Here is a 19726-nt window from a genome sequence, read left to right as displayed (position 1 = left end):
ATTCCCCGAGAGGTCTGGACCATTCGAATTGGCCTATACCAATGTGTAGGGACGGTGAGGAGGGTAAGGGGGAGAAGGACGTTTTTTCAACAGGGCCAGAGTGGGTAAGGTCCCACAACATCACGGCCGCTGCCTGCGCCGATGGCATCCGAGGCCGTGAAGTCGAGAATGGCGCCGATTTAACGGAGTGGAAACGCCGTGGTCCACTCCAATTGGATTCGGAAGCCATTCGTCGCGGATGATGCTCTGGCCCTGAGAGATTAAGGAGCCGCCCCCGTGTCCATTTCAGTAGAGGTACCGACGCCCACCACTCACAGCGATCTGGCGGCCTGGGTGACCCAGATCGCGGAGCTGACCCAGCCCGACCGGATCGAATGGTGCGACGGCTCCGAGGCCGAATGGACGCGCCTGACCAACCTTCTGGTCGAACAGGGCACCTTCACGCGACTGGTCAAGCGTCCCAACAGCTTCTACGCGACCTCGGACCCCAGTGACGTCGCCCGCGTGGAGGACCGCACGTTCATTTGCTCCGAGCGTGAGGAGGACGCCGGGCCGACCAACAACTGGATCGCGCCCGACGAGATGCGCCGCACGTTCGGCACGCTGTTCAAGGGCTGCATGCGGGGCCGGACGATGTACGTCGTGCCGTTCTGCATGGGTCCCCTGGGCGGGAACATCTCGCAGCTCGGCGTCGAGATCACCGACTCGCCGTACGTCGTGGTGTCGATGCGGATCATGACCCGCATGGGGGATGAGGCGCTGCGCCTGATCGAGGAGCGCGCAGCGGCGCGAAAGGCCCGAGGGAGCGAGGCACGAGCCAACGAGGGCCACGGCAGGCGCGACCATGAGCACGGCGACTTCGTGAAGGCGGTCCACTCGGTGGGCGCGCCGCTGAGGCCCGGCCAGGCCGACGTGCCGTGGCCGTGCAGCACGACCAAGTACATCAGCCACTTCCCGGAGACCCGCGAGATCTGGTCGTACGGCTCGGGCTACGGCGGCAACGCGCTGCTGGGCAAGAAGTGCTACGCGCTGCGGATCGCCAGCGTGATGGCCCGCGACGAGGGCTGGCTGGCCGAGCACATGCTGATCCTCAAGCTCACGCCGCCGCAGGGCGAGGCGCGGTACGTCGCCGCGGCCTTCCCGTCGGCGTGCGGCAAGACGAACCTCGCCATGCTCCGGCCCACGATCCCGGGCTGGAAGGTCGAGACGATCGGCGACGACATCGCCTGGATGCGCTTCGGCCCCGACGGCCGGCTGTACGCGATCAACCCGGAGGCCGGCTTCTTCGGCGTCGCGCCCGGGACCGGGCAGTCGACGAACGCCAACGCGATCGAGACGCTGTGGGGCAACAGCATCTTCACGAACGTCGCGCTGACCGACGACGGGGACGTCTGGTGGGAGGGCCTCACCGACGAGCCGCCCGCGCACCTCACCGACTGGAAGGGCCGTGACTGGACGCCCGGGTCCGGCGAGCCCGCGGCCCACCCGAACGCCCGGTTCACCACTCCGGCCGAGCAGTGCCCGACGATCGCCCCCGAGTGGCAGGACCCCGCCGGGGTGCCGATCTCGGCCATCCTGTTCGGCGGCCGCAGGGCGACCGCGGTGCCGCTGGTGACCGAGTCGCTGAGCTGGCAGCACGGCGTGTTCCTGGGCGCCAACGTGGCCTCGGAGAAGACCGCGGCGGCCGAGGGCAAGGTCGGCGAGCTGCGCCGCGACCCGTTCGCGATGCTGCCGTTCTGCGGCTACAACATGGGCGACTACTTCGCGCACTGGCTCGAGGTCGGCACGATGACCGACCCGGAGAAGCTGCCGAGGATCTACTACGTGAACTGGTTCCGCAAGGACGCGAACGGCCGCTTCCTGTGGCCGGGCTTCGGCGAGAACAGCCGGGTGCTCAAGTGGATCGTCGACCGGCTGAACGGCGTGGCCGGCGCCGTGCCCACGCCCATCGGCAACGTGCCGGCCTCACTCGACACCGAGGGCCTCGACATCGCGCCCGAGGACATGGAGCTCCTGCTCGGCGTCGACCCCGAGGTGTGGCGCGAGGAGGCCGCGCTGATCCCGCCCCACTTCGAGACCTTCGGCGATCACATGCCGGAGGAGCTGTGGGACGAGTACCGTGCCCTGGTCCAGCGGCTCGGCTGAGTCCGGCGGCTTGTCGCGTCGTTCCCCGGCGGGGGCGCGCCGCGCCGGCGGCCGCCCCTGGCGGGTTATCCGGGCCGTGTTCAGGAAAGCGCGAGGAGGGCGGGGCATGCCGGTTCGCCCGCGATAATTGGTGATCGAGCCCCACCGTCGCGAGGAAGAGGGTTGCATGAGCGTGCGCGATCTCGTGTACAAGCTGTACGAGCGCAGGCTCGAACGGAAGCTGTCCTCCGACCAGATTCCCCGCCACGTCGGCGTCATCGTGGACGGCAACCGCAGATGGGCGCGGGCCATGGGCCTGCGGGACGTCAGCCGGGGCCACCAGAAGGGCGCCGACAAGATCTCCGAGCTGCTGGTGTGGTGCCGCGAGGCCGGGGTCGAGTACGTGACGCTGTGGCTGCTTTCCACCGACAACCTCGCCAGGGACAGGGCCGAGCTCGATCCGCTGCTCCAGGTGATCGAGAACCTCGTCCAGGATCTCGTGGACCAGGGATGGCACCTCAACCCCATGGGCTCGCTCGACCTTCTGCCCGATCACACGGCTCGTGTCCTCAAACACGCAAAAGAAACCACATCGCATCGTCCAGGCCTGATTGTGAACGTTGCCGTTGGGTATGGAGGAAGGCGTGAGATCGCTGATGCGGTGCGCTCCCTCCTCCAGGAGCATGCCAGCAAGGGCGCAAGTATCGAGGACCTCGTCGAGGTCCTCGACGTCGAGCACATCGCGAAGCATCTCTACACGCGCGGCCTGCCCGACCCGGATCTCGTCATCCGGACCTCGGGAGAGCAGCGGCTCTCCGGATTCCTGCTCTGGCAGAGCGCCCACTCCGAGTTCTACTTCTGCGAGGCCTACTGGCCCGACTTCCGCAGAGTCGACTTCCTGCGGGCGCTCCGCTCGTACGCCGCACGGCACCGTCGGTACGGCTCCTGAGACGGTACGTGACCAGCGTCTTTTTACCAGCGTAAACCTATTGGGCTGGGGAGATTCGTTACGTAACGTGGTAGCTGAGCGGCCGTCGAGGGGATCGGCGGCCACCACCTCGGGAGAGGGCCCGTCCTTGCGCGACCACCATGCGAGGAGGGCCGGAGCCCCGGTCTGCCTTCGCAGGTCACGGGCCCGGTCCGTTCACCACCAGTCAAGGCAGGGCGCCCACCTCAGGCGCCCGGGGGAGAACGCGTGGCAGTGTCCTCGAGCAACCCGTCCACATCCCGCACCTACGTTCTGGACACGTCTGTCCTGCTCGCCGACCCGGCGGCGATGAGCCGCTTCGCCGAGCACGAGGTCGTCGTCCCGATCGTCGTCATCACGGAACTGGAGGCCAAGCGTCACCACCCCGAGCTCGGCTACTTCGCCCGGGAGGCGCTGCGCTTCCTCGATGACCTCAGAGTGCGGCACGGACGGCTGGATGAGCCCATGCCGATCGGCGACGGGAACATCCGGGTCGAGCTGAACCATAGTGATCCGTCCTGCCTCCCGGCGGGCTTCCGCCTGGGCGACAACGACACCCGCATCCTCACCGTCGCGCAGAACCTCGCGGCGGAGGGGAAGGACGTGGTGCTGGTGTCGAAGGACCTGCCGATGCGGGTCAAGGCCGCGTCCATCGGCCTCGCCGCGGAGGAATACCGCGCCGGCATGGTGGTCGAGTCCGGCTGGACCGGCATGGCGGAGCTCCAGGTCACCACGGAGGAGATGGACGCCCTCTTCGAGGTCGGCACGGCCGACATCGACGAGGCGCGCGACCTGCCGTGCCACACCGGTCTGCGGCTGCTGTCGAGCCGCGGCTCCGCACTCGGCCGCGTCCTGCCGGACAAGTCGGTGCGTCTGGTGCGGGGCGACCGTGAGGTCTTCGGGCTACACGGCCGGTCGGCGGAGCAGCGGATCGCGCTCGACCTGCTGATGGACCCCGACGTCGGCATCGTCTCGATGGGCGGGCGTGCCGGCACCGGCAAGTCCGCGCTGGCGCTGTGCGCGGGCCTGGAGGCGGTGCTGGAGCGCCGCCAGCACCGCAAGATCATTGTCTTCCGCCCCCTGTACGCAGTGGGCGGCCAGGAGCTCGGCTACCTGCCCGGCTCCGAGAACGACAAGATGGGCCCGTGGGCCCAGGCGGTCTACGACACGCTGGGCGCGGTCACGTCCCCCGAGGTCATCGAGGAGGTCATCGACCGGGGCATGCTGGAGGTGCTGCCGCTGACCCACATCCGCGGCCGTTCCCTCCACGACGCCTTCGTGATCGTGGACGAGGCGCAGTCGCTGGAGCGCGGCGTGCTGCTGACCGTGCTGTCCCGCATCGGCGCCAACTCGCGGGTCGTGCTCACCCACGACATCGCGCAGCGCGACAACCTGCGGGTGGGCCGGCACGACGGCGTCGTCGCGGTGGTGGAGAAGCTCAAGGGCCACCCGCTGTTCGCCCACATCACGCTGACCAGGTCCGAGCGCTCGCCGATCGCCGCCCTGGTGACCGAGATGCTGGAGGACATCACGCTCTAGGGAGGAGCACAGCGATCACGGGGGGAGATGGCCGTCCTTGGGGGCCAGATCCCAGAACTCCCGGCAGGTGTGGACCTTCAGGGGGCCGTTCTTGTCGGGAGTCGCGTGAGCGATCTCCACGGCCCAGATCTCCGGTTGCAGCCGCGCCGTACAGGTGATCTGGGCCATGGCGGTCCTGGTGATCTTCCAGCCGCTCACGAACAGCCGTACGCGCAGGCTGAGGATGTTGTCGGGGTCGTTGCGGCTGCCCGCGTCCGGGGCGTACCTGACGAGCTGCACCTGGGCCAGCGTGAGCCCGGTGAGCGAGGTGGACAGCTGGTTCGACGTCCGGCCGCTGGCCGCGAACAGCGCGTCCAGCACGTCGTTGACGTGGGGCGAGCGCGCCGCGACCCGGGTGGGCCACAGCCGGCCGTTCCGCAGCAGGTAGATCGTGACGAGGGTGGGCGTGCCGCTGATGACCGGCGCGGGGCCGGCGTCGACCACCCCGGTCGGCGCGACCCCGCACGCCGCCGGCAGCATGAGCAGCCCCGCGAGCAGGGCCGCCGCCGCGCGCCCGACCCGTCTCCCGCCCCGTCTCACGCTCACGGTTTCGGGATCCAGACGCGGAAGAGGGTGCCGGGGTCGCAGCGCTCGGCCATGATCGAGCCGCCGTGCAGCTCGGCGTTGGCCTTGGCGATGGCCAGGCCGAGGCCGCTGCCCACGCTCCTGGCCCGGTCGGTGCCGGCCTTGTAGAAGCGGTCGAAGACGTGGGGGAGGACCTGCTCGGGGATGCCGCTCCCGTGGTCGCGCACGCTCACCTCGAGCGCTCCGTGGTTCTCGCCGCCGACCGCCACCCGGGCGCTCACCACGACGGGAGGCGCGCCGTGGTTGAGCGCGTTGCCGACGAGGTTGGCGACGATCACGTCGAACCTCCGGGCGTCCAGCGAGAACGTGAGCCCGACGGGCACGGTGAGCTTCACCCGGTCGGCCCAGCCGCGCACCTCCAGGCAGTCGGCCAGCGTGTCGCCCACGTCGACCGTCTCCCGGCGGAGCGTGGCGGCGCCCGCGTCGAACCGGCTGATCTCGATGAGGTGCTCGACGAGCACCCGCAGCCTGTCGATCTCGCGGACGACGATCCGCACCGCCTCCCCGGCGTCGTCCGGCAGGTCCTCGGCGTCCTCCGACAGCATGTCCGTCACCGCGGTCATCGCGGTCAGCGGCGTGCGCAGCTCGTGGGAGACGTCCGCGACGAACCGTCGCGACATCGACTCCAGCGTCCGCAGCTCCGAGACGCTGCCCTCCAGCGCCGCCGCCGTCTCGTTGAACGTCGCGGTGAGCTCCGCCAGCTCGTCCCTGCCCCGTACGGGGAGGCGGACGTGCAGCTCACCGGCGCCGAGGGCGCGGGCGGCCGCGCCCAGCCGCCGTACGGGCAGCAGCACCCGCCGGGCCGACAGCAGGGCCAGGGTCAGCGCCAGGACGAGCGTGATGCCTCCGGCCTGTGCGAGGGCGGTCCTGAGGCGGTTCAGCACGGCCTCCTCGCCCGACAGCGGCACGAAGACGTAGGCCGTCAGGCCGGTCGGACGCAGCACCCCGTCGCGGGTGGCACGCTGGATCTGCGTGGCGACGATCAGCCAGGGACGGTCCCCGAACAGCACCCTCTGGTAGACCAGCCGCCGGGCCGCCTGCCAGCGAAGCTGGTCGGGCACGTCGGTCATGGTGAACCTGGCGCCGGCGTTGGAGCGCCGGTGGTCGCCGTAGGTCACGATGACGGTCCGCTCCGGGGCCTCCAGCGCCTGCACCACCCCGCCGAGGTCCTCGTCGGTGACGGTGGTGTCGCTCGGCCAGACCACGTCGCTCGCGCCGATCGGCAGCGTGATCCTGGACAGCGTCTCGCGCACGTCGGCGACCGCGCCCCGCTCCGCGCGGTCCAGAAGGCCCCGGCGGACGATCTGGTATCCCAGGCCCGCCACCATGGCGGACGCGGTGACCGCCACCAGCAGGAAGGTGATCACCAGCCGGGCCCGCAGCCCGGTGGGCACCCAGGTCATGGCGGGCTGAAGCGGTATCCGAAGCCGCGCACCGTGTGGATGTAGACGGGGTCGGCGGGGACCGGCTCGATCTTGGCGCGGATGCGCTGCACGCAGGCGTCGACCAGCCGCGAGTCCGCCACGTGCGTGTGGTCCCACACGGCGCGCAGGAGGTAGCGGCGGGTGAGCACCTGGCCGGGGTGGCGGACCAGTTCGAGCAGGAGGCGCAGTTCGGTCGGGGTGAGGTGGATCTCCTTGCCCGCGAGGCTCACCTTGAGGGCTCCGCGGTCGATCACGAGGTCGCCGAAGGTGAGGCGGTCGGGCGAGGCGGACTCCAGCCGGCGCAGAACGGCGCGGATGCGGGCGTCCAGGACCCGCGGCTCGACGGGCTTGACGACGTAGTCGTCCGCGCCGGCCTCCAGCCCCACCACCACGTCGAGGTCGTCGCCCCTGGCCGTGAGGAGGATGATCGGCAGCGGGTCGAGCCTGCGGATGCGGCGGCACACCTCGACCCCGTCGATGCCGGGCAGCATGACGTCGAGGATCGCGATCTCGGGGCGGCGGGAGCGTACGTGTTCGAGGGCCTCCTCGCCCGTGGCGTACGCGGTCACCGAGTGGCCCTGCCGGGTGAGCGCGAGCTCGAGTCCGGCACGGACCGAGGGGTCGTCTTCGACCAGGAGGATGCCTGCCACCCGGTCATTATGGTGCGAACCTCACCAATTCCCTATTTGTCACAGCCCTGTGACCTGGTCCGCACGCCATCATCAAGAAGCGGGAGCAGGCTGGTGCCGGGCACCCATGCCCCTCCCTGTGGCGCAAAGTGTGACTAAAATCACACTCTAGGGGAAAGTCCATGTGATCGGCCGTCGAGTCAAGACGTCACCAAACAGGTACCACGATTCGGTTGCGGAGCACCCCCCACCACAGGGCAAGCTCATAAGCCGTGAGCTCTGGTCAGCAGTTGAAGGAACGCCCCCGCGCCTCCCGGCCCCGGCGGGGAGCCGGCGGCCGCTCCGGGTCGGGCGGGCTGACCCCCAAGCGGATCGCCATCCTGAGCGTCAGCGTGGCCGTGCTCGCGGGCGGGACGGCCTTCGTGGTCCGCACCTCGGTCGAGCACAGCAACGCGCCCAAGCAGGTGCTGGGCCCGGACAGCTTCCTCGCCCTCGATCCGAACGCGCCCGACCCCGAGACCGACATCCTCAAGGAGCAGGCGGTCCAGGCGCTGCGCAAGGACAGGCTGGAAAGCACCCGCGACGACCGGAAGAAGGGCCTCGACCCGGTCGAGATCGCCCAGAAGGCCCCTGGAGGCGGCGGCTTCACCCCCGCCGACTTCCCACCCGGCTCCACCCCGGACCCCGGCAGCAACAAGGCGCTCGGCAAGCAGATGGCCGAGGCGCGCGGCTGGGGCGGCGAGTGGGGCTGCCTGGAGAAGCTGTGGGACAAGGAGAGCCACTGGAACGAGCGGGCCATGAACCGCTACAGCGGCGCCTACGGAATCCCCCAGTCGCTTCCCGGCAGCAAGATGGCGAGCGCGGGCTCCGACTGGCAGACCAACCCCGCCACCCAGATCAAGTGGGGTCTCGGCTACATCGCCGGCCGCTACAAGACGCCCTGCGGCGCCTGGGCGCATTCCCAGTCCACCGGCTGGTACTGAACCCCGAAACTCTGGTCAGGGTTTCTCGACCTTTCGGCAAGCCCGCGCGTACGGCGGGGATCTCACTGCACGCTTGGCCTCATGGGTGTGAAGGTCAGCGTGGTTATGCCCGTGTCCAACCCCGGGCTGTCGAACGACGCCTTCGGCGCGTGCGTGCGTTCGGTGCTGGAGCAGTCGCTGCCGCCGGAGGAGTACGAGGTCGTCTTCGCGGACGACGGGTCGACGGACGGGACCCGCAGGCGGCTCGACGCGATCGCCGAGCAGCGCGACAACGTGCGGGTCCTGCACCTCGATCACAGCGGCTCGCCCGCGCGCGGGCGCAACGTCGGCCTGTCGGTGGCCCGCGGCGAGTACGTCTACCTGATCGGCCAGTACGACAGGCTTGAGCCGCACGCCCTGGAGCGGATGTACGACAGGGCCGTGGAGACCGACGCCGACGTGCTGATCGGCAGGCTCGCCGACCAGGGGCCGCCGCCGGCCGCCTTCGCCCGCGACCGGGACCGGGCCGACGTGCTGCGCGACCATCTCCTCGCGCTGCCGACGGCGCACAAGCTGTTCAGCCGCGACTTCCTGGAGACCTGCCAGCTCCGCTTCGCCGACCGGCCGCTGTCCGAGCAGACGTTCGTGACCAGGGCGTACCTCGCGGCGAAGGTGATCGCCGTGCTGGCCGACGAGATCTGCTGCCACCTGGGCCCGGCGTCCCCGGGGACCGCGGAGGAGGAGACGCCGGACGCCGAGGCGCTCTTCGACGGCCTCAACGCGATCTTCGACGTGGTGGACGCCTACACCGAGCCGGGCTCGCAGCGGGAGCGCATCCAGGCCCACTGGTATCGGACGCTCGGGCTGCGCCGTCTCGCGGGCGCGCGGTTCCTCTCCGCCGAGCCCGACGCGCGGATGGTCCTGTTCTCCTTCCTGCGCCGCTTCACCCTCGACCGGTTTCCCGCCGCGCTCGACGTCCACCTGCCCGCGCACCTGCGCGCCCGTGCGGCGCTGCTGCGCCTGGACCGCCTCGACGCGCTGGTCGCGCTCGCCGAGGCGTCGCGGGGCACCAGGCTCAGCGCGGAGCTGCGGGAGCTGCGCTGGGACCAGGGCGTGCTGCAGCTCGACCTGAGCGTGGAGATCCTGCGGGCCGGAGGCGCCCCGCTCTGGCTGCGGCAGCGGGAGGACCGGCTGCTGTGGACCCCGCCTCCCGGGGTCGAGGGCGTGCTCGACGGCCTGCTCGACGACGAGGGCGCCGACGTGACCGACGCGGTGCGCAGGGCCCGCGTGGAGGTCTGCGTCCGCCACGTGGAGACCGGGGTGGTCCACTCGCTACCGGTCACCTGCACGGTGGGCCGCGCGGCCCTCGGCGACCACGCGCGCGGCGGCCAGGTGCGGGTGTGGGTGAACGGCCAGGCCCGCCTCGACGCCGGCGCCGCGGCCCTCGGACGGCCGCTGCCCGCCGGGCTGTGGGAGATCCACGTGCGCATGCGAGGCGTGCACACGGGCCGCACGCGGGTGGCCCGACCCGCCCTGCCGATGAGCTGCGCGGGCGCGCTCGCGGGCGAGCCCAGACGGCTCGTCGTGCCGTGCTGGTCCGAGCGCGGCGAGCTGGGCGTCTGTGTGGAGCCGAAGTCGTTCCCCGAGTCGATCGCGCTGGTCTCGTCCCGGGCCACCGTGGCCAGGCAGGAGGGGCACGTCTTCGTCGTCGTGCCCGTGCCGTACGTGCCGCCGAGCGGCGGGCCGCCGGCCGAGCTGGTGCTGCGCGAGCAGGACGGGCGCGGGCGCAGCATGGTCGTGCCCGCGCTGGTCGAGCCGGGGATACCCGGCCGGGTGGCCGGTCAGCTCGTCGCGCGGGTGCCGCTGAGCCGGATCGGCGGGGACGACTGCCTCGGCCCGGGGTCCTGGCGGCCCGCGCTCCGCGTCGACCAGAAGGACGTCGACCTGCTGTTCGGGCTGACAGTGCGCCGCGGCGGGCAGGTGCGCGTCCTGCCCGCCGGGGCGTCGCCGCAGGCCCCCTCGCTGCTGCGGCGCATCGCCGTCCGCGTCCTGCGCGAGCGCAGGTAGCGACGCGCCGGCTATCGGCGCAGGTGCGCGAGCAGCGCCGCGCGGAACTCCTCGGGCCTGTCGAGGTGCGGGCCGTGGCCCGCGCCCTCGACGACGACCTCACGGTAGGTGCCGTAGCGGTCCAGCACGGTTCGCGTCTGGGTCACCATGGGCTGGGCGGGCGTGCCGTCCCAGCCGGGCACGGCGCCGATGGCCCCCAGGTGGGCGAGGTCGAACAGCGACGTGTCGGAGACGATCACGTCCTGGTCGCCCCTGATCCACAGGACGGGCGGCTTCGGGTCGATCTCGTGCAGGTCGTCGATCCGGAAGTTGGTCGGCGCGATCGTGTTGAGCACGCCCCGCTTGCCCGGGGCGACGTTCGGCCAGGCGTCCGAGGGCAGGGAGTCGCCCGGGTAGTGGTCCTCGCCGATCCGGGTGGACAGCATCGACTCCACGAACGCGTCCTCCTCCTCGCCCAGGTCGGTTCCCGCGGCGACGTACGTGGCGCGCAGCACGGTCCGGGGCGAGACGGGGGAGTCGGCGGACGTGTCGCCCGCCCGGAGCGCGGCCACGAACTCGGGGTTGGTCGCTCCGCCGCCGGAGCCCACTCCGTCGGGGCTGGTGAGCACGCCGTCCGGGCCCGTGGTGCCGCCGAAGCCGTACGGCGAGACGGGGTTGACCAGCGTCGCGCTCAGGACGGCCGCGGGCCGGTCGCGCAGGGCCTGCATGACGACTCCTCCGCCGAGGCTCCAGCCCACCAGATGCGCCGGGCCCAGCACGTCGAGCAGCGCGACCAGGTCGTCGGAGTAGTCGCGCACACCCCGGCTCGCGTCCACAGGCTCGGGGTCGGTGTCGCCGAAGCCGCGCAGGTCGAGCGCGTACGGACGGAACCCCTCCGCCGCGATCGCGGTCATCGTCGAGCGCCAGAACGCGCTGGAGGAGACGTTGCCGTGCACGAACACCACAGGGTCGCCCGCCGAGCCCGGTACGGACAGGACGTTGAGGGTCAGACGGGACGTGCTGACGCGCTCGGCGGATATGGGCAGGGTCATGGTGTTGCTCCCAGTGCGCAGGTGTTCTCGAGGTCGCCCGAGGCCGGGCGAGGCAGGGTGGCGTTCGGGGGCGGCGGCGTGCCCGTGCCGATCCAGGTCTCCAGCGCGGTGAACGCGCTGCGGAAGCAGGGCAGCAGGGGCCGCAGCCGGTCGGGGTAGGCCGGGTAGAGGCTGTCGACGTGGTTGCCGCCCTCGACGCGGTAGTAGCGCAGCAGCCGGTCGCGGTGCCGATCACCGATCATCTTGGCGTAGACGTCGGAATCCTCGCGGATCGGCAGCAGCGTGTCCAGGGTGCCGTGGACGACGACCAGCGGCTTCTTGATCTTCCCGGTGAGGCTCACCCGCGCGACCGCCTGCTTCACCGAGGCGGGCCTGGAGGCGTAGTCGTAGTCCGTGTCGCAGCCGGGCGTGCCGGACGCGCAGAACGGCGTGCCCGCCTCGGCGTCGCCGTCGTAGGAGGGGTCGAACTCCTCGCGGTAGAGGCGCTGGGTGAGGTCCCAGTAGTACTGGTAGTGGAACGGCCACAGGAAGTCGGACTCCGGCGCGAAGCCCGCCGCCGCGACCCCGGCCGCGTCGCCCTTCGCGTACGCGCGCAGCGCGGGCGGCAGGAACGTCAGCAGGTTGGGCCCGTCGGCGGTGAAGAGCGTGCCCTCCCAGTCGACGCCGCCGTCGAACAGGTCGGGACGGTTCTCGATCTGCCAGCGGACCAGGTAGCCGCCGTTGGACTGACCGGCCGCGATCGTCGTGCGGGCCGGCCTGCCGTACCGCTGGCGGACGACCGTCTTGGCGGCGACCGCCAGCTCGCTGACCCGGCGGTTCCACTCGGCCACCGCGTCGCCGGGCCGTACGCCGTCGCGGTAGAACTCCACGCCGGTGTTGCCCTTGTCGGTCGCGGCGTACGCGTAGCCCTTGGCCAGCGCCCAGTCGGAGATCGTGAAGTCGTTGGCGTACGTCTCCCGGTTGCCGGGCGACCCGGCGACGACCAGGCCGCCGTTCCAGTGCTGGGGCAGCCGGATGACGAACTGCGCGTCGTGGTTCCAGCCGTGGTTGGTGTTGCCGGTGGAGGTGTCGGGGAAGTAGCCGTCGATCTGCATGCCGGGCACCCCGCTGGGGTTGACCGCGCCGGGGGAGTTGAGGCCCGACCAGTCCGACTGGTCGGTGTGCCCGGAGACCAGCGTGCCCTTCGTGGTCAGATCGTCGAGGCAGGCGGTCACCTGCTTCTGCGCGCCCGGCACGGTCACCCTCGGGCAGGTGGCCGCCTCGGACGGCACGGCGGCGGCCAGGGGGAGAGCCAGCGCCAGGGCGGCCAGCAGGGCGGAACCGGGGCGCATCAGGCCTCCTTCGCGATCACGGCGGTCTGGGCGGCGCCCGAGGTCGGCTCGATGGCGGACAGGTCGCGGTCGCGGGTCTCCCTGGAGGCGATCACCGCGATGATCGTGAGGATCGCCGCCGCCACCACGTAGACGGAGATCGGCACGCTCGACCCGTACGCGTCGAGCAGGGCGACCGCGATCAGCGGGGCCACGCCGCCCGCCGCGATCGAGGCGAGCTGGTAGCCGATCGACACGCCCGAGTAGCGCATCCGGGTGGCGAACAGCTCGGAGAAGAACGCCGCCTGCGGGCCGTACATCGCGCCGTGCAGCACCAGGCCGACCGTCACCGCCACGGTGACCAGGGCGAAGTTCTTGGTGTCGATCAGCGGGAAGAACGCGAAGGCCCACAGCCCGACGGCGGCGGCGCCGAGGAGGTAGACCGGCCGCCGGCCGATCCGGTCCGACAGTGCGCCCCACAGCGGGATCGTGACGAAGTGGATCGCCGAGCCGATCAGCACGGCGTTGAGCACGGTGCCCTTGGGCAGGCCCGCCGTGGTGGTGCCGTAGACGAGGACGAACGCCGTGATCACGTAGTAGGAGACGTTCTCGGCCATCCGGGCGCCCATCGCCACCAGCACGTCGCGCCAGTGGTGGCGCAGCACGCCGATGATGGGGGCCTGCGGCGCGGGCTCCTGCCGCTCCAGCGCCTGCTGGAACACCGGCGACTCGGTGACCGTCAGCCTGATCCACAGGCCGATCAGCACGAGCACGCCGGACAGCAGGAACGCGATACGCCAGCCCCAGGCGAGAAAGGCCTCCTCGGACTGCACCGCGGCCAGCAGCGCCAGCACGCCGGTGGCGATCAGGTTGCCACCGGGAGCGCCGGCCTGCGGCCAGGACGCCCAGAAGCCGCGGTTGCGGGGGTCGCCGTGCTCGGAGACCAGCAGCACCGCGCCGCCCCACTCGCCGCCGAGGGCGAAGCCCTGCACCAGGCGGAGCAGGGTCAGCAGCAGCGGCGCGCCCGCGCCGAGGGCGGCGTACGTCGGCAGGCAGCCGATCAGGAACGTCGAGCCGCCCATCATGAGCAGGCTGATGACCAGCAGCCGCTTGCGGCCGAGCCGGTCGCCGTAGTGACCGAAGACCAGCCCGCCGAGGGGCCGGGCGACGAAGCCGACGGCATAGGTGAGGAACGCCAGCAGCGTGCCGGTCAGCTCGTCCTCGGTGGGGAAGAAGAGCTTGTTGAACACCAGGGCGGCGGCCGAGCCGTAAAGGAAGAAGTCGTACCACTCGATGGTGGTGCCGATCAGGCTGGCCCCGACGACCTTTCCGATCCGGGCAGGTGGAGTGTTTGCCATGGGAACTCCTCCGATGGGGGGTTCCGCACACGGTATGCAGTGACCGAGGTCACTCCTATGGGGCGCCGCCACACACCTCAGGCATCCGGCATGTGGGTGCGCAGCCGGTGCAGCCGCAGGGCGAGCTGGATCTCCAGGGCGCGCTCGGGCTCCTGCCAGTCCTCGCCGAGCAGCTGCCCCACCCGGTCGAGCCGCTGGGTCACCGTGTTCACGTGGATGTGCAGGGCCTCGGCCGTACGCGACAGCGAGCCGCCCGTGCCGAAGTAGGCGTTCAGCGTCTTGACCAGGGCGGTTCCCCGGCGCGAGTCGTAGTCGAGCACCGGCCCGAGCGCGCCGGCGAGGAAGCCGGACACCTCGCGCCGCTCGCCCACCAGCAGGCCGACGAAGCCCAGCTCCTCGGCGCTCGCGCCGTCACCCGTACGGCCGAGGGCCACCAGCGCCCCGGCGCAGCGACGGGCCTCGGCGTAGGCGGACGCCACCGCCGTCACCGGCCCGGAGGCCGGCGCGGCCCCCGCCGTCGCCGGGCGGCCGAGCGAGGCGCTCAGCTCGGCCGCGACGCGCCGGGCCAGCGCGCCCGGCCGGTCGCCGGGCAGCAGCAGCACGACCTCGTCGCCCCGGGCGGTGGCCAGGCCGTGCGCCAGCGTCGCCTGCGACGACGCCCAGAAGGCGCCGCGCTCACGCTGCCCGTCGTGCCGCGCCACCACCAGCACGTGCGGCGCGTCGAGATCGACGCCGAGCCGCCGCGCCCGGTCGTCCAGCCCGCGCAGCTCCGGACGGGAGACCAGGTCGTCGAGCAGTTCGCCGCGCACCCGACCCTCCGCCTCGGCCACACTGCGGCGGAACAGCAGCAGCAGCGCGGTGACGATCGCGGCGCGCTCCAGGATGCGCTGGTCGGTGTCGGACACCGGGTGGTCGGTCCGCAGGACCAGCGTGCACAGCGGCGCCGCTCCGACGTCCACGGAGGCGACGTACGCGTCGCCCCGCTTGACCGTGCGGCCGAGGGCCCGCGAGGACTGGGCGGCGTCGAAGACGCCCACCTCCAGGTCGCCGGACTCGCCCACGAGAGGGCGGCCCTCGTCGTCCAGCACGGTCAGGCGGCCGCCCAGCACCTCGGTGACGACCGCGGCGACGTCCTCGACCCCGCCGCCGCGCAGCACGAGGCCGGTCATCCGGTCGTGCGCGTCGGCGGCCCGCTCGATCGACTCGCTGTGCGCCTTGATCAGCGTGTTCGCCTCGCTCAGCTCGGCCAGCGCCGCCCGGGTCTCCTGCAGCAGCCGGGCGGTGTCGATGGCCACGGCGGCGTGCGCCGCCAGCGAGCACAGCAGCGCCACCTCCTCCTGCGCGAACGGCCTGGCGCTGCGGTTGGCCGCGAACAGCACGCCGATGACCTGCGTGCCGAGCCGCAGCGGCACCCCGAGGATCGCCACCAGGCCCTCCTCGTGGACGGCCACGTCGATCGTGTTCGTGTGCCGGAACCTGGGGTCGGCGAAGTAGTCCGCCGTGTTGTACGGCGTGCCGCTCTGCGCCACCAGCCCGCCCAGCCCGGCGCCCATGGGCAGCCGCAGCCGCCGGAAGCTGGCCGAGATCGACCCGTCGGTCACCCGCATGTAGGTGTCGCCGCGCTCCGGGTCGTTCAGCGTCATGTACGCGATGTCGGTCGCGAGCAACTGCCTCGCCCGGTGCACGATGGCCTGGAGCACCGCGTCGAGGTCGCGCAGCCCGGCCAGGTCGCTGGCGGTGTCGAACAGCGCCGACAGCTCCGCCTCCCGCTTGGCCCGCCGGCGCAGTACGGCCCGCACCTGCAGCGCCGCGACCTTGGCCCGCTCCAGCTCCTCCAGCGTGGCGGAGTCGGCCCCGGCCGCCCTGGCCTGCAGGATCGGGCCCTCGAACTCGACCGCCGACGCCTCCCGGGCGAGCAGGTCGAGGTAGGCGTGCGCGCTGCTCTTGGGAGCCGAAGTGGTCAGCGCGCGCTCCATCCTCCGTCGATGGGGATCGAGACGCCGGTGACGAACGATCCCTGCGGGCCGCACAGGTAGGCGACCATCTCGGCCACCTCGTCCGGCTCGATAAGCCGCTTGATCGCCGCGGGGGCGAGCATGATCTGCTCCACCACCTCGTCCTCGCTGATCCCGTGGGTGCGCGCCTGATCGGCGATCTGGTTCTCCACCAGCGGCGTCCGGACGTACGCGGGATCGACGCAGTTGGAGGTCACGCCGTGCGGCGCCCCTTCCAGGGCGATCACCTTCGACAGACCCTCCAGCGCGTGCTTGGCCGTCACATAGGCCGCCTTGAACGGCGAGGCGCGCAGGCCGTGCACCGAGGAGATGTTGACGACGCGGCCCCAGCCGCGCTCGTACATCCCGGGCAGCACGTCGCGCACGAGCAGGAACGGCGCCTCGACCATCACCCGCATGATCTTCCTGAAGATCTCGGGCGGGAACTCCTCGATCGGGGCCACGTGCTGGAACCCCGCGTTGTTCACGACGATGTCGGCGCGGAGGTGGGTGTCCGGCGAGGGCGGGAGCTGGCCCCGCCAGGCCACGAGGAACTCCGGATCGGACAGGTCGACGGCCACCGGCGTGCCGCCGATCTCGGCGGCCACCTTGCCCGCGGCCTCGGCGTTGATGTCGGCGACGACGACGTGCGCGCCCTCGGCGGCCAGGCGCCGGGCACACGCCCGTCCGATGCCGCTCCCCGCGCCGGTGACGAGGGCCGTGCGCCCTTCAAGACGCCCTTCAAGGCTCATGCTGCCTCACGATAGGAACCGCGCTCTTCCCGGCACATGGCGTACGGCGACATAGATGCCTGCCCTCCTATGTGGGGCGGGTCATGGACAGCACGTCCAGCGCCCGGTCGAGCTGCTCCTCGGTCAGCGCGCCGCTCGCCACGTGGCCGCGCTCGATCACGACCTCCCGGATCGTCTTGCGCTCCTTCAGCGCCTGCTTGGCGATCCTCGCGGCCTCCTCGTACCCCACGTACCGGTTGAGCGGGGTGACGATCGAGGGCGACGACTCGGCGTACTCGCGCAGGCGGCCCACGTTGGCGGTGATCCCGGTGACGCAGCGGTCGGCGAGCAGCCGCGACACGTTGGCCAGCAGCCGGATCGACTCCAGCACGTTGCGCGCCATCACCGGCAGCATCACGTTGAGCTCGAACGATCCCGAGGCCCCGGCCATCGTGATCGCGGCGTCGTTGCCCACGACCTGCGCGGCCACCATCGTGACGGCCTCGGGGATCACCGGGTTGACCTTCCCCGGCATGATCGACGATCCCGGCTGCAGGTCGGGCAGGTTGATCTCACCGAGGCCCGCGCGCGGGCCCGACCCCATCCAGCGCAGGTCGTTGGCGATCTTGCTGAGCGAGACGGCGATCACCTTGAGCATGCCCGACAGCTCGACCAGGCCGTCACGCGCGCCCTGCGCCTCGAAGTGGTCCCTGGCCTCGGTGAACGGCAGGCCGGTCGTCCGGCTCAACTCGGCGATCACGGCCTGCGCCCAGCCGGGGCCCGGCACGTTCACGCCGGTGCCCACGGCCGTGCCGCCCAGCGGCAGCTCGGCCAGGCGCGGCAGCGCGGCCTGGAGCCGTTCGAGTGCCAGCTCGATCTGGGTGGAGTAGCCGCCGAACTCCTGGCCGAGCGTGACCGGCGTCGCGTCCATCAGGTGGGTGCGGCCCGACTTCACCACGTCGGCGAACTCGGTGGCCTTCTCCTCCAGCGCGGTCGCCAGGTGCTCCAGCGCGGGCGTCAGCTCGTGCACCACGCCGAACGTCGCCGCGACGTGGATCGAGGACGGGAAGACGTCGTTGGACGACTGGGCGGCGTTGACGTGGTCGTTCGGATGGACGGGCCGCCCGAGCCGCTCCTGCGCCAGCGTCGCGACCACCTCGTTCATGTTCATGTTGGACGAGGTGCCCGAGCCGGTCTGGAAGACGTCCACCGGGAACTGGTCGTCCCACCGTCCCTCGGCGACCTCCTCGGCCGCGTCCTGGATGGCCTCCGCCATGTCCTTGTCGACGACGCCGTACTCGGCGTTGACCCTGGCACACGCGGCCTTGATGCGGGCGAGCGCCGCGATGTGCGCGGTCTCCAGCCCTCGCCCGGAGACCGGGAAGTTCTCCACCGCCCGCTGCGTCTGGGCCCGCCACTTCGCACGGGCGGGCACCCGGACCTCGCCCATGGAATCGTGCTCGATGCGGAATTCGTCCATGCCTCAGTCTTTCACCCGCCCAGATCCGCCCCCTCCGAACGGCCGGCCTCAGGGGCCGGCGGTGTCCGGACAGTCGCAGCAGTCACTTCGCGAAGATGAAGACGCCCAGGAGGATCAGCGCGAGGACGCCGAAGAGCGCGATTCCCATCGTCACGAGCACCCGGACCTGGGTCTTGGCGTCCGGCTCGCCGGGACTCTGCATCGCGAACAGGTCCGTCCCCAGGCTGGGAGACCCGCCCGGGGCGCCGTCCCCGGGCGGGAGGAAGGGGCCGGGGTGCAAGGAACCGGGGTGCGGCGGGGTGGCGGGAGGCCCCGGCATGGGCGCCGGGCCGTTCCCGGTGAAGCCGGGCCCGGGTGGCGGGGGCGTCACCGATCCCCGGCCGGGCAGCCTGCCGGGCACCGTGGTGCTGTGCCTGTCGGCGGCCTCGGAGGCGCCGTTCCTGGTGCCGCCCGGAGGCGGGGCAGGGAGGCGGGGACCGCCTGCGGGGCGGGGGACGACCATCGTGCGGTTCGCGTCGTCCTCGTCGTCTCCGGTCATGGTCCTTCCAGGGGGCCGGGCGGCCGAGCCGTTGCCGTCCGGACGCGCCGTCGCATCATGTGCGGGGGTCGGGGGTGGAGGCGGCGCCGGTGCCGCTGTCACGGCGGGAATGGAGCCCGTGGGGGTGTCGGCGATCAGGCGCAGCATCGCGGCGGCGCGCTCCGGCGTGAGGCGCGCGGTGTGGTCCTTCACCAGCAGTCCGTCCAGGACCTGCCGCAGCGGACCGGCCTGCGCGGGCGGGTCGGCCTCCTCCGTCATCAGGGCGGCCAGCGTCTCGCCGACGGTCGAGCGTTCGTAGGCCGGCCGTCCCTCGACGGCGAAGTACAGCGTCGCGCCCAGAGACCACAGGTCGGACTCGGGGCCGGTGTACTCGCCCCGGGCCCGCTCCGGGGCGGTGTATCCGGGCGAGCCGATCACCATGCCGGTCTGGGTGAGCGCGTGGTCGCCGAGCGCCTTGGCGATGCCGAAGTCGGTCAGCACCACTCTGCCGGTATCGGTCAGCAACACGTTCGCCGGTTTGACGTCGCGGTGCAGGATGTCCTGGGCATGGGCGGCACGCAGCGCGCCGAGCAGGTCGTAGCCGATCTCCGCCACCAGACGCGGCGGCAGCGGGCCCTCCTCGTCGATCACCTGTTCCAGCGAGCGCCCCTCGACGAGCTCCATGATGATCCACGGGATGCCGTCGGACACGATGACGTCGTGGATGGTGGCGACGGAGGGATGGCTGACACGCGCCGCCATGCGGCCCTCGCGCATCATGCGTTCGCGCAGCTCCTGGCGTTGCCGGGGGCTGAGCGAGGGGTCCTGGCGAATCTCCTTGACCGCGATCTCCCGGCCCAGCGACCGGTCGTACGCCCGCCAGACGGTGCCCATGGTTCCCCGTCCGATGCGGGTGCGCAGCTCGTAGCGGTCGGCAAGCGGCCGAGGGTGCTGTTCCGGCATATCTAG

General features: G+C 71.6%; 15 protein-coding genes. 5 read left to right on the top strand and 10 right to left on the bottom strand.

Going from position 1 to position 19726, the window contains the following annotated elements; genetic code table 11:
- Positions 1-276 precede the first annotated feature (276 nt).
- The 3 genes from BXA11_RS08275 (at position 277) to phoH2 (ending at position 4630) form a co-directional block, all read left to right on the top strand.
- Entirely contained in the window at positions 277-2145 is a 1869-nt protein-coding gene (locus BXA11_RS08275) for a phosphoenolpyruvate carboxykinase (GTP) (protein WP_373320607.1), read from the top strand.
- Positions 2146-2311: 166 nt separating this feature from the next.
- Entirely contained in the window at positions 2312-3073 is a 762-nt protein-coding gene (locus tag BXA11_RS08270; RefSeq protein WP_030507551.1) for an isoprenyl transferase, read from the top strand.
- Positions 3074-3319: 246 nt separating this feature from the next.
- Positions 3320-4630: an RNA 5'-3' helicase PhoH2 gene (gene phoH2 / locus BXA11_RS08265; RefSeq protein ID WP_030507550.1), complete on the top strand. Its 1311-nt coding sequence runs from the start codon at positions 3320-3322 to the stop codon at positions 4628-4630.
- 15 nt (positions 4631-4645) lie between these two features.
- Here phoH2 and BXA11_RS08260 read toward each other — a convergent pair whose 3' ends face one another.
- The 3 genes from BXA11_RS08260 to BXA11_RS08250 are packed head-to-tail and all read right to left on the bottom strand — an operon-like array spanning position 4646 to position 7328.
- Positions 4646-5215: a hypothetical protein gene (locus BXA11_RS08260; RefSeq protein ID WP_076433964.1), complete on the bottom strand. Its 570-nt coding sequence runs from the start codon at positions 5213-5215 to the stop codon at positions 4646-4648.
- Positions 5212-6657 carry a sensor histidine kinase gene (locus BXA11_RS08255; protein ID WP_076433963.1) on the bottom strand — a complete coding sequence of 482 codons (1446 nt, stop codon included), beginning with the start codon at positions 6655-6657 and terminating at the stop codon, positions 5212-5214. The genes BXA11_RS08260 and BXA11_RS08255 overlap by 4 nt, the downstream gene beginning before the upstream one ends.
- Positions 6654-7328, bottom strand: coding sequence for a response regulator transcription factor (locus BXA11_RS08250; RefSeq protein ID WP_030507547.1), 675 nt, complete (start codon positions 7326-7328; stop codon positions 6654-6656). The genes BXA11_RS08255 and BXA11_RS08250 overlap by 4 nt, the downstream gene beginning before the upstream one ends.
- Positions 7329-7579: 251 nt before the next feature.
- Between BXA11_RS08250 and BXA11_RS08245 the strand changes: the two genes are divergently transcribed.
- Both BXA11_RS08245 and BXA11_RS08240 read left to right on the top strand, forming a co-directional pair.
- On the top strand, positions 7580-8290 hold the full coding sequence (locus BXA11_RS08245) for an aggregation-promoting factor C-terminal-like domain-containing protein (protein WP_076433962.1): 711 nt from the start codon (positions 7580-7582) through the stop codon (positions 8288-8290).
- 81 nt (positions 8291-8371) lie between these two features.
- The gene (locus BXA11_RS08240) at positions 8372-10336 is read left to right on the top strand and encodes a glycosyltransferase family 2 protein (RefSeq protein ID WP_076433961.1); all 1965 of its coding nucleotides are present in this window, start codon (positions 8372-8374) and stop codon (positions 10334-10336) included.
- Positions 10337-10347: 11 nt separating this feature from the next.
- Here the strand turns inward: BXA11_RS08240 and BXA11_RS08235 are convergent, their stop codons facing one another.
- The 7 genes from BXA11_RS08235 to BXA11_RS08205 form a co-directional block, all read right to left on the bottom strand.
- Positions 10348-11367, bottom strand: coding sequence for an alpha/beta fold hydrolase (locus BXA11_RS08235; RefSeq protein ID WP_076433960.1), 1020 nt, complete (start codon positions 11365-11367; stop codon positions 10348-10350).
- Positions 11364-12698 (bottom strand): 3-hydroxybutyrate oligomer hydrolase family protein, encoded by a 1335-nt coding sequence (locus BXA11_RS08230; protein ID WP_143734151.1) that lies wholly within the window; start codon positions 12696-12698, stop codon positions 11364-11366. The genes BXA11_RS08235 and BXA11_RS08230 overlap by 4 nt, the downstream gene beginning before the upstream one ends.
- Entirely contained in the window at positions 12698-14035 is a 1338-nt protein-coding gene (locus BXA11_RS08225; RefSeq protein ID WP_076433959.1) for an MFS transporter, read from the bottom strand. Before BXA11_RS08225 ends, BXA11_RS08230 begins: the two co-directional genes overlap by 1 nt.
- 77 nt (positions 14036-14112) lie before the next feature.
- Positions 14113-16011, bottom strand: a complete 1899-nt coding sequence (locus tag BXA11_RS08220; protein WP_076433958.1) for a helix-turn-helix domain-containing protein — start codon at positions 16009-16011, stop codon at positions 14113-14115.
- On the bottom strand, positions 15996-16781 hold the full coding sequence (locus BXA11_RS08215; protein ID WP_076433957.1) for a 3-hydroxybutyrate dehydrogenase: 786 nt from the start codon (positions 16779-16781) through the stop codon (positions 15996-15998). Before BXA11_RS08215 ends, BXA11_RS08220 begins: the two co-directional genes overlap by 16 nt.
- 67 nt (positions 16782-16848) lie before the next feature.
- On the bottom strand, positions 16849-18240 hold the full coding sequence (locus BXA11_RS08210) for a class II fumarate hydratase (protein ID WP_076433956.1): 1392 nt from the start codon (positions 18238-18240) through the stop codon (positions 16849-16851).
- 82 nt (positions 18241-18322) lie between these two features.
- Entirely contained in the window at positions 18323-19720 is a 1398-nt protein-coding gene (locus BXA11_RS08205) for a serine/threonine-protein kinase (protein WP_076433955.1), read from the bottom strand.
- Positions 19721-19726 lie beyond the last annotated feature (6 nt).

Source organism: Microbispora rosea, assembly GCF_900156315.1.
Taxonomy (GTDB): domain Bacteria; phylum Actinomycetota; class Actinomycetes; order Streptosporangiales; family Streptosporangiaceae; genus Microbispora; species Microbispora rosea.
The sequence above is the reverse complement of the archived record's forward strand: the minus strand, read 5'-3'. Positions and strand labels throughout refer to the sequence as shown.

Excerpts from the sequence above, each read along its gene's own strand:
- BXA11_RS08270 (WP_030507551.1), top strand. The coding sequence starts at position 2,312 with ATGAGCGTGCGCGATCTCGTGTACAAGCTGTACGAGCGCAGGCTCGAA.
- BXA11_RS08255 (WP_076433963.1), bottom strand. The coding sequence starts at position 6,657 with ATGACCTGGGTGCCCACCGGGCTGCGGGCCCGGCTGGTGATCACCTTC.
- BXA11_RS08240 (WP_076433961.1), top strand. The coding sequence starts at position 8,372 with ATGGGTGTGAAGGTCAGCGTGGTTATGCCCGTGTCCAACCCCGGGCTG.
- BXA11_RS08235 (WP_076433960.1), bottom strand. The coding sequence starts at position 11,367 with ATGACCCTGCCCATATCCGCCGAGCGCGTCAGCACGTCCCGTCTGACC.
- BXA11_RS08230 (WP_143734151.1), bottom strand. The coding sequence starts at position 12,698 with ATGCGCCCCGGTTCCGCCCTGCTGGCCGCCCTGGCGCTGGCTCTCCCC.
- BXA11_RS08225 (WP_076433959.1), bottom strand. The coding sequence starts at position 14,035 with ATGGCAAACACTCCACCTGCCCGGATCGGAAAGGTCGTCGGGGCCAGC.
- BXA11_RS08220 (WP_076433958.1), bottom strand. The coding sequence starts at position 16,011 with ATGGAGCGCGCGCTGACCACTTCGGCTCCCAAGAGCAGCGCGCACGCC.
- BXA11_RS08215 (WP_076433957.1), bottom strand. The coding sequence starts at position 16,781 with ATGAGCCTTGAAGGGCGTCTTGAAGGGCGCACGGCCCTCGTCACCGGC.
- BXA11_RS08210 (WP_076433956.1), bottom strand. The coding sequence starts at position 18,240 with ATGGACGAATTCCGCATCGAGCACGATTCCATGGGCGAGGTCCGGGTG.
- BXA11_RS08205 (WP_076433955.1), bottom strand. The coding sequence starts at position 19,720 with ATGCCGGAACAGCACCCTCGGCCGCTTGCCGACCGCTACGAGCTGCGC.